16 protein-coding genes are annotated in these 15,941 nt (G+C 40.9%); 6 read left to right on the forward strand and 10 right to left on the reverse strand.

Annotation, left to right across the window (positions count from 1 at the left end; translation table 11 throughout):
• Positions 1 to 40 precede the first annotated feature (40 nt).
• Positions 41 to 889 carry a putative RNA methyltransferase gene (locus AB2B47_RS04055; RefSeq protein ID WP_006152997.1) on the forward strand — a complete coding sequence of 283 codons (849 nt, stop codon included), beginning with the start codon at positions 41 to 43 and terminating at the stop codon, positions 887 to 889.
• Positions 890 to 942: 53 nt separating this feature from the next.
• Here the strand turns inward: AB2B47_RS04055 and glgP are convergent, their stop codons facing one another.
• Together glgP and malQ are read right to left on the reverse strand one after the other, a co-directional pair.
• Positions 943 to 3,201 (reverse strand): glycogen/starch/alpha-glucan family phosphorylase, encoded by a 2,259-nt coding sequence (gene glgP / locus AB2B47_RS04060; RefSeq protein WP_320693684.1) that lies wholly within the window; start codon positions 3,199 to 3,201, stop codon positions 943 to 945.
• A 23-nt stretch (positions 3,202 to 3,224) separates the two neighbouring features.
• Entirely contained in the window at positions 3,225 to 4,742 is a 1,518-nt protein-coding gene (gene malQ / locus AB2B47_RS04065) for a 4-alpha-glucanotransferase (protein ID WP_320693685.1), read from the reverse strand.
• A gap of 417 nt (positions 4,743 to 5,159) precedes the next feature.
• Between malQ and AB2B47_RS04070 the strand changes: the two genes are divergently transcribed.
• The 5 genes from AB2B47_RS04070 (at position 5,160) to AB2B47_RS04090 (ending at position 10,690) form a co-directional block, all read left to right on the forward strand.
• Positions 5,160 to 6,431: an extracellular solute-binding protein gene (locus tag AB2B47_RS04070; RefSeq protein WP_006152962.1), complete on the forward strand. Its 1,272-nt coding sequence runs from the start codon at positions 5,160 to 5,162 to the stop codon at positions 6,429 to 6,431.
• A gap of 123 nt (positions 6,432 to 6,554) precedes the next feature.
• Positions 6,555 to 7,844, forward strand: a complete 1,290-nt coding sequence (locus AB2B47_RS04075; RefSeq protein WP_006152819.1) for a sugar ABC transporter permease — start codon at positions 6,555 to 6,557, stop codon at positions 7,842 to 7,844.
• 1 nt (position 7,845) lies between these two features.
• Positions 7,846 to 8,688 (forward strand): sugar ABC transporter permease, encoded by an 843-nt coding sequence (locus AB2B47_RS04080; RefSeq protein ID WP_320693686.1) that lies wholly within the window; start codon positions 7,846 to 7,848, stop codon positions 8,686 to 8,688.
• A 205-nt stretch (positions 8,689 to 8,893) separates the two neighbouring features.
• A complete protein-coding gene (locus tag AB2B47_RS04085; protein WP_320693687.1) occupies positions 8,894 to 9,694 on the forward strand; it encodes a DUF1189 domain-containing protein in 801 nt (266 codons plus the stop codon).
• Positions 9,695 to 9,703: 9 nt separating this feature from the next.
• The gene (locus tag AB2B47_RS04090) at positions 9,704 to 10,690 is read left to right on the forward strand and encodes a LacI family DNA-binding transcriptional regulator (protein WP_320693688.1); all 987 of its coding nucleotides are present in this window, start codon (positions 9,704 to 9,706) and stop codon (positions 10,688 to 10,690) included.
• A gap of 53 nt (positions 10,691 to 10,743) precedes the next feature.
• On the opposite strand, the gene AB2B47_RS04095 is transcribed toward AB2B47_RS04090, so the two are convergent.
• The 8 genes from AB2B47_RS04095 to AB2B47_RS04130 all read right to left on the reverse strand — a co-directional run bounded on the left by AB2B47_RS04095 (position 10,744) and on the right by AB2B47_RS04130 (position 15,918).
• Positions 10,744 to 11,685 (reverse strand): YitT family protein, encoded by a 942-nt coding sequence (locus tag AB2B47_RS04095; protein ID WP_006152971.1) that lies wholly within the window; start codon positions 11,683 to 11,685, stop codon positions 10,744 to 10,746.
• Complete coding sequence (aspS, locus tag AB2B47_RS04100; protein WP_320693689.1) at positions 11,663 to 13,426, reverse strand: aspartate--tRNA ligase; 1,764 nt, start codon at positions 13,424 to 13,426, stop codon at positions 11,663 to 11,665. The genes AB2B47_RS04095 and aspS overlap by 23 nt, the downstream gene beginning before the upstream one ends.
• A gap of 137 nt (positions 13,427 to 13,563) precedes the next feature.
• Positions 13,564 to 13,779, reverse strand: coding sequence for a hypothetical protein (locus AB2B47_RS04105; protein WP_004250454.1), 216 nt, complete (start codon positions 13,777 to 13,779; stop codon positions 13,564 to 13,566).
• Between the two features lie 18 nt (positions 13,780 to 13,797).
• Positions 13,798 to 14,439, reverse strand: coding sequence for a CPBP family intramembrane glutamic endopeptidase (locus AB2B47_RS04110; RefSeq protein WP_320693690.1), 642 nt, complete (start codon positions 14,437 to 14,439; stop codon positions 13,798 to 13,800).
• 9 nt (positions 14,440 to 14,448) lie between these two features.
• A complete protein-coding gene (locus AB2B47_RS04115) occupies positions 14,449 to 15,150 on the reverse strand; it encodes a DUF3169 family protein (protein ID WP_320693691.1) in 702 nt (233 codons plus the stop codon).
• Between the two features lie 14 nt (positions 15,151 to 15,164).
• Positions 15,165 to 15,515 carry a PspC domain-containing protein gene (locus AB2B47_RS04120; RefSeq protein WP_024054458.1) on the reverse strand — a complete coding sequence of 117 codons (351 nt, stop codon included), beginning with the start codon at positions 15,513 to 15,515 and terminating at the stop codon, positions 15,165 to 15,167.
• Complete coding sequence (locus AB2B47_RS04125; RefSeq protein WP_036758187.1) at positions 15,512 to 15,715, reverse strand: hypothetical protein; 204 nt, start codon at positions 15,713 to 15,715, stop codon at positions 15,512 to 15,514. Before AB2B47_RS04125 ends, AB2B47_RS04120 begins: the two co-directional genes overlap by 4 nt.
• Positions 15,715 to 15,918: a helix-turn-helix transcriptional regulator gene (locus tag AB2B47_RS04130; protein ID WP_000916944.1), complete on the reverse strand. Its 204-nt coding sequence runs from the start codon at positions 15,916 to 15,918 to the stop codon at positions 15,715 to 15,717. The genes AB2B47_RS04125 and AB2B47_RS04130 overlap by 1 nt, the downstream gene beginning before the upstream one ends.
• Between the last annotated feature and the right edge of the window lie 23 nt (positions 15,919 to 15,941).

A 15,941-nucleotide genomic window follows, 5' to 3' on the forward strand; every position in this document is an offset into this window, starting at 1 on the left:
GGCATTTGCTATCCAGTCCTTTTTTTGCTAGACTTAAACTATGAATACAAACCTCAAACCCAAACTCCAGCGCTTTGCTTTTGCTAGTGCCTTTGCCTGCCCTATCTGCCAAGAAAATCTAAACTTGATAGAGACTAGCCTCAAGTGTAGCAACCGCCATTCTTTTGACCTAGCAAAATTCGGCTATGTCAATCTAGCACCACAAATCAAGCAATCGGCCAACTACGACAAGGAAAACTTTCAAAATCGCCAGCAAATCCTAGAAGCTGGCTTTTATCAGGCTATCTTAGAAGGCATCTCAGACATACTAGCGACTAAATCATCTGCAAAAACTGTCTTGGACATCGGTTGTGGCGAAGGTTTCTACTCTCGCAAACTCCAAGAAAGTCACTCTGATAAGACCTTCTATGCCTTTGACATTTCAAAAGACTCGGTCCAAATCGCTGCTAAAAGTGAAACCAACTGGGCAGTCAACTGGTTCGTTGGCGACCTGGCTCGTCTTCCTATAAAAGACGCCAGCATGGATATCCTGCTTGATATCTTTTCGCCTGCCAACTACGGAGAATTTCGCCGCGTTTTATCCCAAAACGGTATCTTAATTAAGGTCATACCAACTGAAAACCACCTCAAGGAAATCCGTCAAATTGTACAGGACCAGCTAACAAAGAAGGACTATTCCAACCAAGATATCAAGGAACATTTCCAGGAACATTTCCGCATCCAATCTAGTCAGATAGCTTCCCTGAACAAGTCCGTCACCGCAGAACAACGCCAAGCACTGCTTAGCATGACCCCTCTACTCTTTCACGTTGACCAAAGCAAGATTGACTGGAGCCAGTTAACTGAGATTACCATCGAAGCAGAGATTCTGGTTGGGAAAGCACTGTAAATTAGTTTAAATATGAAAAAACGCATCTATTAAAGATGCGTTTTTGTTTAATCTTAGTTCAAGTGCCAGATGTCTTCGTTGTACTGAGCGATAGTACGGTCAGATGAGAAGAATCCTGCTTTAGCAATGTTGACGATCACTTTATCCAACCATGCGTCACGGTTTTCGTAATCAGCAAGCATTTGCTCTTTCACTTTGATGTAGTCTTCCAAGTCAAGAAGAGTCATGAACCAGTCTTTGTTGATCAATTCATTGTAAAGACGTTCCAAGCGTTCTTTCTTACCAACTGCAAGAACAGCGTCGCTCACGATAAAGTCAACCAAAGGTTTGATCGCTTTACGAGCGTAGAATTCGCTTGATTTGTAAGCTGATTTTGCGTAAAGATCGATAACAGTTTCTGAATCTTCACCAAAGATGTAGATGTTTTCGTCTCCAACCAACTCAGCGATTTCCACATTAGCCCCGTCCATAGTACCAAGAGTCAAAGCTCCGTTCAACATGAATTTCATATTACCAGTACCTGAAGCTTCTTTAGAAGCAAGTGAGATTTGTTCTGAGATGTCACATGCTGGGATCAAGAAGCTTGCTGCAGTAACGTTGTAGTTTTCAACCATTACGACTTGCAAGTGTGGAGCTACTGCTGGGTCGTTAGCAATCACTTCTGACAAGCAAAGGATCAAGTGGATGATGTCTTGAGCGATTGTGTAGGCAGGAGCTGCTTTACCACCAAAGAATACTGTGATTGGACGAGCAGGGATGTTACCAGCCTTGATGTCAAGATATTTGTGGATGACATACAAAGCGTTCATTTGTTGACGTTTGTACTCGTGAAGACGTTTGATTTGGATATCAAAGATAGAGTTAGTATTGATTTCCACACCTTGGTGTTCTTTCAAGTGACGAGCCAATTTACGTTTGTTGTGAGCTTTGATGCTTTCCAATTTTTCTTTGACAGCAGCCTTGTCTTCGTATGAAAGAAGGTCTTCTAATTTAGAAGCTTCATGGTGCCATTCGCGTCCAAGGATCTCATCCAAGTAGTGAGACAAGCTTGGGTTAGCATGCATGAGCCAACGACGGAATGTGATACCGTTTGTTTTGTTGTTGAATTTTTCTGGGTAGATGTCGTAGAAAGCTTTCAACTCTGAGTTCTTCAAGATTTCAGTGTGAAGAGCCGCAACCCCGTTTACGCTGTATCCGTAGTGGATATCCATGTGAGCCATGTGAACACGTCCGCTCTCATCGATGATTTGAACAGCTGGGTCTTTGTATTCTGCTTTAACACGACGGTCCAATTCTTTGATGATTGGTACCAAGTGAGGAACCACTTCTTCCAAGAATTCAAGAGGCCATTTTTCAAGGGCTTCAGCAAGGATTGTGTGGTTAGTGTAGGCAGTCATGCTACGAACGATAGAGATTGCTTCATCAAGTTCGATACCACGTTCAGTCAAAAGACGGATCAATTCAGGAATCACCATTGATGGGTGAGTATCGTTGATTTGTACAACTGCGTAGTCAGCAAGGTCATGCAAGTTGCTTCCTTTTTCGATTGCTTCATCGATGATCAATTGAGCACCATTTGAAACCATGAAGTATTGTTGGAAGATACGGAGTAATTCACCTTGTTTGTCGCTATCGTCTGGATAAAGGAAAAGAGTCAAGTTGCGAGCGATGTCTGTCTTATCAAAGTTAATGCCATCTTCAATGATAGATGAATCAACTGAATCCAAGTCAAACAAACGCAAACGGTTTTTAGTAGCTGTTTTGTAACCAGGTACATCGATATCGTAAAGAGTAGATGTCAATGTGAAGTGTGCAAATGGCACTTGGTAGCTACGGCTTGAACGAACCAACCAGTTTTGGTCAGTCAACCAAGCGTTAGGAATTGTTTCTTGTTGGTTGTTTTTAAGCACTTGTTGGAAAAGACCAAAGTGGTAGTTCAAACCAACACCGTCACCGTTCAAACCAAGTGTAGCGATTGAGTCGATAAAGCAGGCTGCCAAACGTCCCAAACCACCATTACCAAGTGATGGTTCCAATTCTACTTCTTCGATTTCGATCAACTCTTTACCTGCGTCAGCAAGTTCTTTTTTAACTTCGTCATAAAGACCAAGGTTAATCAAGTTGTTAGACAAGAGTTTACCGATCAAGAACTCAGCTGAGATATAGTAAACTTTTTTCTTACCAGTGTTCACTGGTTTTTGGCTACTTGCAAGTTTGCTGTAGTTAAGAAGAGCAAGGTAAAGCTCTTCGTTACTACATTCTGCGATAGATTTATTGTAACGATTTTGTACAAATTCTTTTAATGGTAACATTTTTTGTGTCTCCTGATAATGTCTTATTTCTTTAATTCTACCAAATTTTCATTGATTCGGCGATAAATTGTAGTCAAGTCAAGCAAAGTTTCTTCGACAGCAGGAGTCAATTGATCCTCTGTCATACGCCATGACCAGTTTCCACCAAGAGTAGATGGGAAGTTCATACGAGCTGACTCATCTAGTTCTAGCAAGTCTTGCATGGTTGCAATAGCCATGAAGCTAACTGATGAAAATACTGTGCGAAGCATTGCGTGTGGCACTGTTTCATACTCTTTACGGTTCGTGTAACGAGCCATGTATTCACGAGTTGGATCGTCAATCTCATTACGGTACCAACCAAGAACTGTATTGTTATCATGTGTTCCTGTGTACATAACAGAGTTGGCAGGTGCCAAGTGTGGGCTATCAATACTTTCGTCTTCTGGGTTGAAGGCAAATTGAAGAATCTTCATTCCTGGGAAGCCAGTGCGTTCACGTAGTTCAATAACTTCGTCAGTCATGAATCCAAGGTCTTCTGCGATGATGTTCAAGTCACCAAGTTCCTCTTTAACCGCTGCAAAGAGTTTGTAGTCAGGACCTTTCACCCATTTACCAGGTGCTGCTGTTTCAGAACCAGCAGGAATTTCCCAGTAAGACTCAAATCCACGGAAGTGGTCGATACGAACGATATCGTAGATTTTGAAGCTTTCACGCAAGCGTTCAATCCACCATTTGTAGCCATCTTTGTCCATAGCTTCCCAGTCATAGATTGGGTTACCCCAGAGCTGACCAGTAGCAGAGAATTCATCTGGTGGGCAACCTGCGATGCAAGTCGCTTTCCCGTTTTCATCTGTTTTAAAGAGATGTGGATTAGCCCACATATCGCTTGAATCTTCCGCTACATAGATAGGCATATCTCCGACAATCTCGATGTGGTTTTCGTTAGCGTATGCTTTCAATTTCAACCATTGTTGGAAGAAAAGGTATTGGGTTACGCGGTGGTAAACAAGCTTGTCAGCTAATTTCTCACGGTAGCTTTCAAGAGCAGAAGCTTTACGAGCACGAGCATCTGCATCTGGCCATTCTGTCCAAGCAAGATTATCAAAATGCTCCTTGATCGCCATATACTCTGCAAATAGTTCAAGCCATGATTGATTTTCTTGAGCAAATTTTTCGAAGTCTTTGACATCTCCGACTTCAAGGAAACGTTTGACAGCTTTCTCTAGAAGTGGACGACGTGCATAGTAGATTTTAGCGTAGTCAACTTCAGTTGGGTTGCTACCAAAGTCCACACCTTCAAGATCACTTGCTTCCAAGAGACCTTGCTCCACCAAAATATCAAGGTCGATAAAATGAGTGTTTCCAGCAAAGGCTGAGAATGATTGGTATGGAGAATCTCCATAGCTGGTTGTTCCCAAAGGAAGGATTTGCCAGTAACGTTGCTTTGTACGAACCAAGAAGTCAACGAAATCATAGGCGCTTTGACCAAATGATCCGATTCCGTATGCTCCTGGAAGTGATGAGATGTGCATCAACACACCGCTTTGACGTTTTTTCATATTAGCACCTCAAGTGTTTATATTGTTAATTATTTCAATTTTTGCGCAAACGTTTGCGCTAAGTCAAGTATACCCCATTTCTAAAATAAATGCAAGCGTTTGTAAAAAAAACTTTTTCTCTACTTTTTATTTCCGAAATCGGAAATTCCCTATATTTTAAATTTCCCCCTCCATTTGTTTCGTCTTCTATTTATGCAAGCGTTTCCCTTCAATTATTTTTGAATTGAAATTTACACGATTTCCTATTTCTCTTCTATTATACAGACAATTTTGCGAATTGGCCAGTCATAAGTTTTTTAAATTTTTTTCAAAAAAACGCTTGCAACCGTTTTCTGTTTGTGCTATACTAAGGTCATAAGGGAAAACGTTTGCGTTTCCTCGAAATTAAAATTTGTTATTCTTTAGGAGGAATACACTATGTCAACTAAATTCATGAAGAGCGCTGCTGTACTTGGTACTGCTACTCTTGCTAGCTTGCTTTTGGTAGCTTGCGGAAGCAAAACTGCTGATAAAGCAGCTGATTCTTCTGCATCAGGAAGCAAAGAAATCACTTTCTACGTTGAAGACCAATATAAAGCTTACGCTGAGAAAGTTGCTGCTGCTTATGAAAAAGAATCAGGAACTAAAGTTAACATCAAATCTGGTGACCAACTTGGCGGACTTGACAAACTTTCACTTGACAACCAATCAGGTCAAGCTGCTGACGTTATGATGGCACCATACGACCGTGTAGGTAGCCTTGGTACTGATGGACAACTTTCAGAAGTTAAACTAAGCGACGGTGCTAAAACAGATGATACTACTAAATCTCTTGTAACAGCTGCTGACGGTAAAGTTTACGGCGCTCCAGCCGTTATCGAGTCACTTGTTATGTACTATAACAAAGACTTGCTCAAAGAAGCTCCAAAAACATTTGCTGACTTAGAAAACCTTGCTAAAGATAGCAAATACGCTTTCGCTGGTGAAGATGGCAAAACTACTGCCTTCCTAGCTGACTGGACAAACTTCTACTACGCATACGGACTCCTTGCTGGTAACGGTGGTTATGTATTCGGTCAAAATGGTAAAGATCCTAAAGATATCGGTCTTGCTAACGATGGTGCTATCGCAGGAATCGAATACGCTAAAACCTGGTACGAAAAATGGCCTAAAGGTATGCAAGATACTGAAGGTGCTGGAAACTTGATCCAAACTCAATTCCAAGAAGGTAAAACAGCTGCTATCATCGATGGTCCTTGGAAAGCTCAAGCATTCAAAGATGCTAAAGTAAACTACGGTGTTGCAACTATCCCAACTCTTCCAAACGGCAAAAACTACGCAGCCTTTGGTGGTGGTAAAGCTTGGATCATCCCATCAAGCACTAAGAACCTTGAAGGCGCTCAAAAATTTGTAGACTACCTTGTATCAACTGAACAACAAAAAGCATTCTACGATGCAACTAACGAAATCCCAGCTAACACTGAAGCTCGTTCTTACGCTGAAGGTAAAAAAGATGAGTTGACTACAGCTGTTATCGAGCAGTTCAAGAACGCACAACCAATGCCAAACATCTCTCAAATGTCAACAGTTTGGGACCCAGCTAAAACAATGCTCTTTGACGCTGTAAGCGGTAAGAAAGATGCTAAAACAGCTGCTAATGATGCTGTAACATTGATCAAAGAAACAATCCAACAAAAATTTGGTAACTAATTGATTGATTCAAGGGAGATAATTTAAACATCTCCCTTGATTTTTAGATACATTGACAATGTTTTCAGTAGTATTACTGATTAGCATCGAGCTCAATGCTCGTATCTTATGAAAGGAGCACTCATGGAACAACAACCAAAAAAAGCAGCCTTGCTTTCATTGATTCCTGGGTTGGGACAAATCTACAACAAACAAAAAGCTAAAGGTTTTATCTTCCTTGCTGTAACAGTGGCTTTTGTCCTCTATTTTATAGTACTTGCAGCACCTGAATTGAGAAACTTAATCACGCTTGGTGAAAAACCTGGCCGTGACAACTCTCTCTTCATGTTGATTCGTGGTGCATTCCACTCTATTTTTGTAATTGTTTATCTAGCCTTTTATATTCTCAATATTAAAGACGCTCACACTATTGCAAAACGTATCAATAATGGCATCCCTGTCCCATCGACACTTAAGGATATGATTAAAGGTATCTATGAAAATGGATTCCCTTACTTGCTTATCATTCCATCTTACGTTGCCATGACATTTGCCATCATCTTCCCGGTTATTGTAACCTTGATGATTGCCTTTACTAACTACGATTTCCAACACTTACCACCAAATAAATTATTGGATTGGGTTGGATTGACTAACTTCACAAATATCTGGAGCTTGAGTACCTTCCGTTCAGCCTTCGGTTCTGTTCTTTCTTGGACTATTATCTGGGCTTTATCTGCATCTACTTTGCAAATCGTACTCGGTATCTTTACAGCTATTATTGCTAACCAACCATTCATCAAGGGTAAACGTATCTTTGGTGTTATCTTCCTTCTACCTTGGGCGGTTCCAGCCTTCATCACTATCTTGACATTCTCAAACATGTTCAATGATAGTGTTGGTGCTATCAATACTCAAGTTTTGCCACTTTTTGCTAAGGTTCTTCCTTTCTTAGATGGCGTTCTTATCCCTTGGAAGACAAATCCAACTTGGACTAAAATTGCCTTGATTATGATGCAAGGATGGCTTGGTTTCCCTTATATCTACGTCTTGACTCTCGGTATCTTACAGTCTATTCCAAATGACTTGTATGAAGCAGCTTATATCGACGGTGCTAATGCTTGGCAAAAATTCCGCAACATCACTTTCCCAATGATTTTGGCTGTTGCGGCGCCTACTTTGATTAGCCAATACACCTTCAACTTCAACAACTTCTCTATCATGTACCTCTTCAATGGCGGTGGTCCTGGTAGTGTCGGTGGTGGAGCTGGTTCAACCGATATCTTGATCTCATGGATCTACCGTCTGACAACTGGTACAGCTCCTCAATACTCTATGGCAGCTGCAGTTACCTTGATTATTTCAATCATTGTCATCTCTATTTCTATGATTGCATTCAAGAAACTACACGCATTTGATATGGAGGACGTCTAAGATGAATAACTCAATCAAAATCAAACGTAGACTGACTCAAACCCTTACTTATCTTTACTTAATTGGACTTTCAATCGTTATTATCTATCCTCTTTTAATCACGATTATGTCAGCCTTTAAGGCCGGTAACGTTGTGGCCTTCAAACTCGACAGCAATGTCAATTTCAGTCTTGATAACTTCAAAGGGCTCTTTACAGAAACCTTGTACGGCACATGGTACCTCAACACTTTGATTATCGCTTTGATCACTATGGTTGTTCAGACAAGTATTATCGTACTTGCTGGTTATGCCTATAGCCGTTACAACTTCTTGGCTCGTAAACAAAGTTTGGTCTTCTTCTTGATTATCCAAATGGTGCCAACAATGGCCGCTTTGACTGCCTTCTTCGTTATGGCCCTCATGTTGAACGCCCTTAACAAAAGTTGGTTCCTCATCTTCCTCTACGTTGGTGGAGGTATCCCGATGAATGCTTGGTTGATGAAAGGTTACTTTGACACCGTGCCAATGTCTCTTGATGAGTCTGCAAAACTGGATGGTGCAGGACATTTCCGCCGCTTCTGGCAAATCGTTCTCCCTCTTGTTCGCCCAATGGTTGCTGTACAAGCACTCTGGGCCTTCATGGGACCTTTCGGAGACTATATCCTCTCTAGTTTCTTGCTTCGTGAAAAAGAATACTATACAGTTGCCGTTGGTCTACAAACCTTCGTCAGCAATGCGAAGAACTTGAAGATCGCCTACTTCTCAGCAGGTGCTATCCTCATCGCTCTTCCAATCTGTACACTTTTCTTCTTCTTGCAAAAGAACTTCGTTTCAGGACTTACAAGCGGTGGCGACAAGGGGTAATATACCCCCGCCACCCTTTTTCATTTTTGAACTTGTACATCGATTGTCTGGTGAGAAACAAGAGCTTGCTGAGATTACCTTGTTAGTTAGTGGACAAATCATAACAAACATTCACTTTTACCAAGGATTCTACTATCCCCGCTTGAAATAAAAAACATTTCTCTATATAATACTCGTATAGAAAAATGCCTATAGAAAGAGATTTATGTTACCATATCCATTTTCTTATTTTAATAGTATTTGGGGATTTCGTAAGCCCCTATCTCAACGTTTTGGTCTAAACTGGTTTCAACTGATTTTTACCAGTATTTTCTTGATTAGCTTATCCATGGTGCCTATTGCTATCCAGAACAGTTCTCAGGAAACCTATCCTTTAGAGACGTTCATCGATGATGTCTATGCTCCATTGACGGACGAAGTCGTTCAGGATCTAGCTACCAATGCTCAGATTGTAGATGGAAAACTAAGCTATACTGGTTCGACTCCTCATCAAGATTCTGTACAAATCGGGGCTACTGCTAGTTCAAGTTTCCCTGAGGAATTACTTCTTAGCTTTGAACCCGAGCAACTCGTCATCAGTAAGCAAGGAAAAGAGTTAACCAGCATTCGCTATCATGCTATCACAACTGATAGCTTCCAAAGTAAGGAAAGCTTGACTCAGGCTATTTCAAAAGACTGGTATCAACAGAACCGCGTCTATATCAGCCTCTTCCTGGTCTTAGGTGCTAGTTTTCTCTTTGGACTTAATTTTTTCATTGTAGCTCTAGGTGCTAGCCTTTTGCTCTACTTCACGAAAAAATCTCGTCTCTTCTCATTTAAAACCTATAAAGAGTGCTATCATTTTATTTTGAACTGTTTAGGATTACCAACTTTACTGACCCTGATTCTAGGTCTTTTGGGGCAGAATATGGCAACTTTGATTACTGTTCAAAACATTTTATTTGTTCTATATCTGGTCACTATCTTTTATAAGACTCATTATCGTGATCCAGACTACAAAAAGTAGGAGATTATTATGCCTGTTACGATAAAAGACGTGGCCAAAGCTGCAGGAGTTTCTCCTTCAACCGTAACCCGTGTTATTCAAAACAAATCAACGATTAGTGACGAAACAAAAAAGCGAGTTCGAAAGGCTATGAAGGAACTCAACTATCATCCTAATCTAAATGCTCGAAGTCTTGTTAGCAGTTATACGCAAGTTATTGGCTTAGTCCTTCCAGATGATTCAGATGTTTTCTACCAAAACCCTTTCTTCCCTTCTGTTCTTAGAGGGATTGCACAGGTTGCCTCGGAAAATCACTATGCCATTCAGATTGCGACTGGTAAGGATGAGAAAGAGCGTTTAAACGCCATTTCACAAATGGTCTACGGAAAACGTGTGGATGGGCTTATCTTCTTGTACGCTCAAGAAAATGACCCCTTGGTACAACTGGTTGCCGAGGAGCAATTTCCCTTCCTCATTCTTGGAAAATCACTTTCTCCTTTCATTCCGCTTGTTGATAATGATAACATCCAAGCCGGATTTGATGCGACCGAATATTTCATCAAAAAAGGTTGTAGTCGCATTGCTTTCATTGGTGGTACCAAGAAACTCTTCGTTACCCAGGATCGTCTGAAAGGTTACGAGCAAGCACTTCAAGAACACAATCTGCCTCTTGATAGTCAACGTACCTTCTTTGCAGATGAGTTTCTAGAAGAAAAGGGCTATAACTTTAGTAAACAACTCTTTAAACACGACCCTCAGACCGATGCTATTATCACAATAGATAGTCTCTTAGCTGAAGGTGTCTGTAACTACCTCAACGAACACCAACTTGATGTTCCGGTTCTCAGCTTTGATTCGGTCAATCCAAGATTAAATCTGGCTGCCTATGTTGATATCAATAGTCTTGCTCTTGGTCGAACTTCATTTGAAACCATTCTTCAAATCATTAATGATGTCAAAGAAAATCGTCAAATCTGCTATCGTCAGGTGATCGCACACGAAATCGTTGAAAAATAAAAACCAACTCTCTATTTTGAGTTGGTTTTTTTGTATCCTATTTACCTGAACAACTAGTTTTCAACTTCGACAAATCGCCCAAGAATATGAACATTTTCTGAGACAGATACAAAGGCTGTTGGATCCACTTGTTTCATAATCAGTTTAAAATCATTAAACTCTGCACGAGTGATAACCGTTATCAAAACTGCCTTACGCTCGTGGTTATAAGTCCCTTCAGCATCATGAATCACAGTCGCACCACGATGCAATTTGTGATGAATTTTTTCAATGACTGCATCTGGATTGCTCGTGACTATCATGGCCTGCATGCGTTTCTGTTTGGTGAAAACTGCATCTGTTACACGACTTGAAACAAAGATCGTAATCATAGAATAAAGAGCATATTCCCATCCAAAGGTCAATCCTGCAATCAGCATGATTGTACCGTTCACCAAGAAAGAGATGCTTCCGACGTTACGACCTGTTTTCTTACGAATGGTTAAGCTGACAATGTCTGTTCCACCACTGGAGATGTTATGGCGTAGAGCAAATCCGATTCCCAGTCCCATGACAACACCACCAAAAAGGGCATTGATGATGGGATCCTCTGTTAAGACCACCACTGGCACAAACTGGATAAAGAGTGAGCTCATGGATACCGTGATAAAGGTAAAAATCGTGAACTTATGCCCAATTTGATACCAGGCCAAAATCATGAGAGGAATATTGATGGCATAAAATGCTACTGAAATCGGGAAATGAAAACCAAACCAGTGGTTACTAAGGGCAGATATAATCTGGGCCAAACCTGTCGCACCACTTGAATAAACGTGCCCTGGTTGGAAAAAGAAATTGACGGCTACTGCTGATAGAAAACCATATACCAGAGAAGCTGAGATTTTTTCATCGTATTTTTCTCGAGAAATACTTTGTAAAACACGCAAAATCTTTACTCGATAAGCAAAGCGGCGAAGATAATGGTACCACTTTTTAGTTAGTTTCGTTTGTTTCATCTTGTTCTACTTGTAGATTAAGTTCCTCTAGTTGTTTAAGAGCTACTGTTGATGGTGCTTGCGTCATTGGGTCAGTTGCCTTATTGTTCTTAGGAAAGGCGATGACTTCGCGAATATTTTCCTCTCCAGCGAGCAACATGACAAAACGGTCAAGACCGATAGCCAAACCACCGTGTGGTGGGAAGCCATAGTCCATAGCTTCCAAAAGGAAACCAAACTGGTCATTTGCTTCTTCAGCTGAGAATCCAAGGGCCTTGAACATGCGTTCTTGGAGTTCTTTTTGATTGATACGAAGGCTACCACCACCAAGTTCATAACCGTTCAAGACGATGTCGTAGGCAATGGCACGAACCTTAGCCAAATCACCTTCTAATTCGTGAGCTGTTTCTTCCTGTGGAAGCGTGAATGGATGGTGGGCACTCATATAACGGCCTTCTTCTTCAGACCATTCAAACATTGGCCAGTCAACTACCCAGAGGAAGTTAAATTTGTCGTTATCAATCAAGCCGAGCTCTTTGGCAATACGTCCACGAAGGGCACCAAGTGTTGCATTGGCTACTTCAAGCGTATCAGCCACAAAGAGAACCAAGTCTTTATCTTCAAGACTAAGCGCACTTGTTAAATCGCCTTGAATGCTAGTCAAGAATTTAGCAACTGGTCCGTTTAATTCACCATCAACAACCTTAACCCAAGCAAGGCCTTTAGCACCATACTGCTTGGCTACTTCTGTCATTTTGTCGATGTCTTTACGAGAGTAGTTGTCTGCTGCACCTTTGACCACAATAGCTTTAACGGCAGGTGCTTCTGAGAAGACTTTGAAATCAACACCTTTGACAAGATCTGTCAAGTCCTGAAGCAACATGTCAAAACGAGTATCAGGCTTGTCAGATCCATAAAGAGCCATAGCATCATCGTACTTCATACGAGGGAATGGCAGCGTTACTTCGATTCCTTTTGTTTCCTTCATCACGCGCGCAATCAAGCCTTCTGTGATATCTTGGATTTCTTGCTCAGTAAGGAATGAAGTTTCCAAGTCGACCTGAGTGAACTCGGGCTGACGGTCTCCACGCAAGTCTTCATCGCGGAAACATTTGACGATTTGGTAGTAACGGTCAAATCCCGCATTCATCAACAACTGTTTTGTAATCTGCGGACTTTGAGGAAGTGCGTAAAAATGCCCTTTATTGACACGAGATGGCACCAAGTAGTCACGCGCCCCTTCTGGTGTTGACTTAGAAAGGAATGGTGTTTCCACATCGATAAATTCCAACTCGTCCAAGTAGTTGCGGATCGAATGTGTTACTTTGGCACGAAGTTTAAGGTTCTCCAACATCTCTGGACGACGAAGGTCAAGGTAACGGTAACGTAGACGCGTATCATCGTTTGCTTCAATGCCATCCTTGATTTCAAATGGTGTTGTTTTGGCTGTATTAAGCACAGTAAGAGCCGTTACATTCAGTTCAACCGCTCCAGTCGCCAGTTTATCATTTGCCTGCTCACGTGCTGCAACCTGACCTGTCACCTCGATGACAAATTCACTACGAAGGCTTTCAGCTGTTGCCATCACATCTGCAGAAACTTTTTCAGGGTTGATAACTAACTGCATGATCCCTTCACGGTCACGAAGGTCGATAAAGATCAATCCACCCAAGTCACGACGACGGGCAACCCATCCTTTCAAGGTAATTTCTTGTCCGATGTGCTCCTCACGAACACGACCAGCATACATACTACGTTTCATGTTTTCTCTCCTCTTGTATTCTGTTACTATTTTACCATAAAAGCGCAGGCTCTTCATGAAAATCAGCAGAAAAGTTGAGAGAATCCTCTTATAAATGAAAAAATCCAGCAAAGTCATTCGCTGGATTTAGGTTTTCTTTATTTTTTACGCTTTTCAGCAATCCCTTCTGTTTTCTTAGGAAGGACAATTTCTGTCACATAAGCTGTCGCAAATCGTATCACTCCTGCGATAGGAGCAAAGATAATCGCTAGATTGTTATAAAAGAAATCCCCCTTAATGAAATAGACAAGTAGGCCGATGACAAAGAAGAGAAATACAGCCTGAATAACTGCTAATAATAGTACTCGTTTCATGATTTCCTCCTGAGTCTATTATAGCATGACTATCATTAAAAATGCGATTAAATTATTCAAAGCATGTAGGGCTATACTATAAGCCAAACCACCTTTACTGATATAAGCCAAGCCCATGCTAAATCCAAGTGAAGCATAAACTAGGAACTGTAGTGGAGTTCCAGGAAAATGAACAAGAGCAAAAATGAGACTACTTACAAGAAGAAAGATAGCTGTTTGCTTGATGTTATCTTGCTGAGGGAAGACAAAGCGAGCTAACATACCTCTAAATGTTAACTCTTCTGTCAGAGGTGCAAAGACAACCACCATAAAGAAAGAGAAAAGAGGTTGATTATGAGTCAATTCTTCTACCATCTTTTGATTGACTGATGGATCATGTGGTAAAAAGTTTTCTGCAACAATGACAAGGATCCATACCAAGGCAGGTAGCCAAATGTATTTGTTAAGGGCCGTTTTTTCAATCGTAACAGTTCCTGTCTTATACCACTTGTAGGTAACGAAGGTGAAGATTCCTGCTAATAAGACATAAACAGGGACAGCAACGTAGCTAGGTGCTCCCAATATCAAGGCGGCTAAACCTACGCCCTGAATAAAACTATAGACCATAAGAAATGATAAGAAGGCAAGGCTATACCAGCCAATATTTTTAAGTGTTTTCATAATATTCTCCTATTTGAAATAACGTTTTGTTTTGCGCAATTGTGCGACATTGGTGTACAAATGGATGACAACTGCCACCAGCAGAGCAACCAACTGTACTTGGCCTAATACTACAGATAGAACTACTAAGACAACGTAGATACCAGGAATGAGGAGCTGATTGACCTTGAACAAGATCAAGTAAGCTTCTTCCATTTCAGCCTGTTTTTCTCCCTCATCATAAGTATCGAGGTAGTCTAAAACTTCCTTAGGCGTTGCCATAATAGAAAGTTTGTAGTTACGAATCTTACTGGTGATTTTTAGGCAGTACACACCTGCCCAGATACCTAAAACTATCAAAAGCAAGGATGCTACTGATGGGCCTAAAGCTCCCAAATCTATAAGTAGACAGGATAGCATACTAATTTGGCAAACATTCCAAGCTACCGTACCATAATCTAAGAAACGATACATAGCAAGATAGTCTTGTTCGTTTTCTTCGTCTTCTTCTTCTCTTTGATAACTCTGATAAGCCTGATGGCTTTTTCTAATGAAATAAAAGGTTAGAATTACCGTAATCAGCCCTAGACCAAGAAAGATTGAGTACAAGGCAATGATTACTTGAGCTTGACTGATACCTAAAGGATTAACACCAAGGAATCCAGCAAATATTCCTAATAAAACTCCTGCAATAAAAATCTTCAGTGCAAAAATGATTTGTTTCTTTTCCATCTTTCAACCTCTTTCTAAAACAAGCCAGACAACCATTGACCAAAAGCTTTTCCTGATTCAAAAATAGCTGTCAGGCCATCTGCTCCAAGCGTTACCAAAAGCAAACAAACAGCAAGTAAGAGAATAGCTTGGTTTCTAGCTTTTTTTGCTCCATCTCCCAAGGGTTCATTGCCAAGCCAACCTGCTAGATAAGCATAGGCTGTAACTGTTAAAATACCAATCTCTGTAGAAGAGAGAAACAAAAAGACTGTCACCAAACGAACGATATTGGCTTGAATGTTAAAATAATTTCCTAAACCTGCACAAACACCGGCAAGTGCTTTGTTCTCTGTATCGACTTGAAAACCTGCTAAAAACTCTTTCATAACTTTTCTCCTTTTAGGATCTCTTTAAACTTAATCTTTCTCTCTACCCATCTAAAGACTAATAGTAGCACTATGTTAATCCAGAAGAGGTATTTACTTTCAACAATTGTAAACCAACCAAATAGGCTTCCAATCATAGCCAAAAGATTTACGATAAACACGACTATAGATAGATAATAAATCACTTTATACTTGTTCATCACTCATCCTCCTCTAAGCGGAAGACTGACTCGACCGGCTCATGGAATATCTGAGCAATCTTCAGGGCAATGACGATGGATGGCGTGTACTCATCCCGCTCTAGCAAACTGATGGTTTGCCTGGACACGCCAGCTAGTTTGGCCAGCTCTGTTTGATTCAGGCCATCGCGAGCCCGAAGCTCTTTTAGACGATTTTTTAGCATGCCTTTTTTCTCCTTTGTTCTTT

Origin of the sequence: Streptococcus wuxiensis, from assembly GCF_040888245.1 — a bacterium.
Classification (GTDB): Bacteria; Bacillota; Bacilli; order Lactobacillales; family Streptococcaceae; genus Streptococcus; species Streptococcus wuxiensis.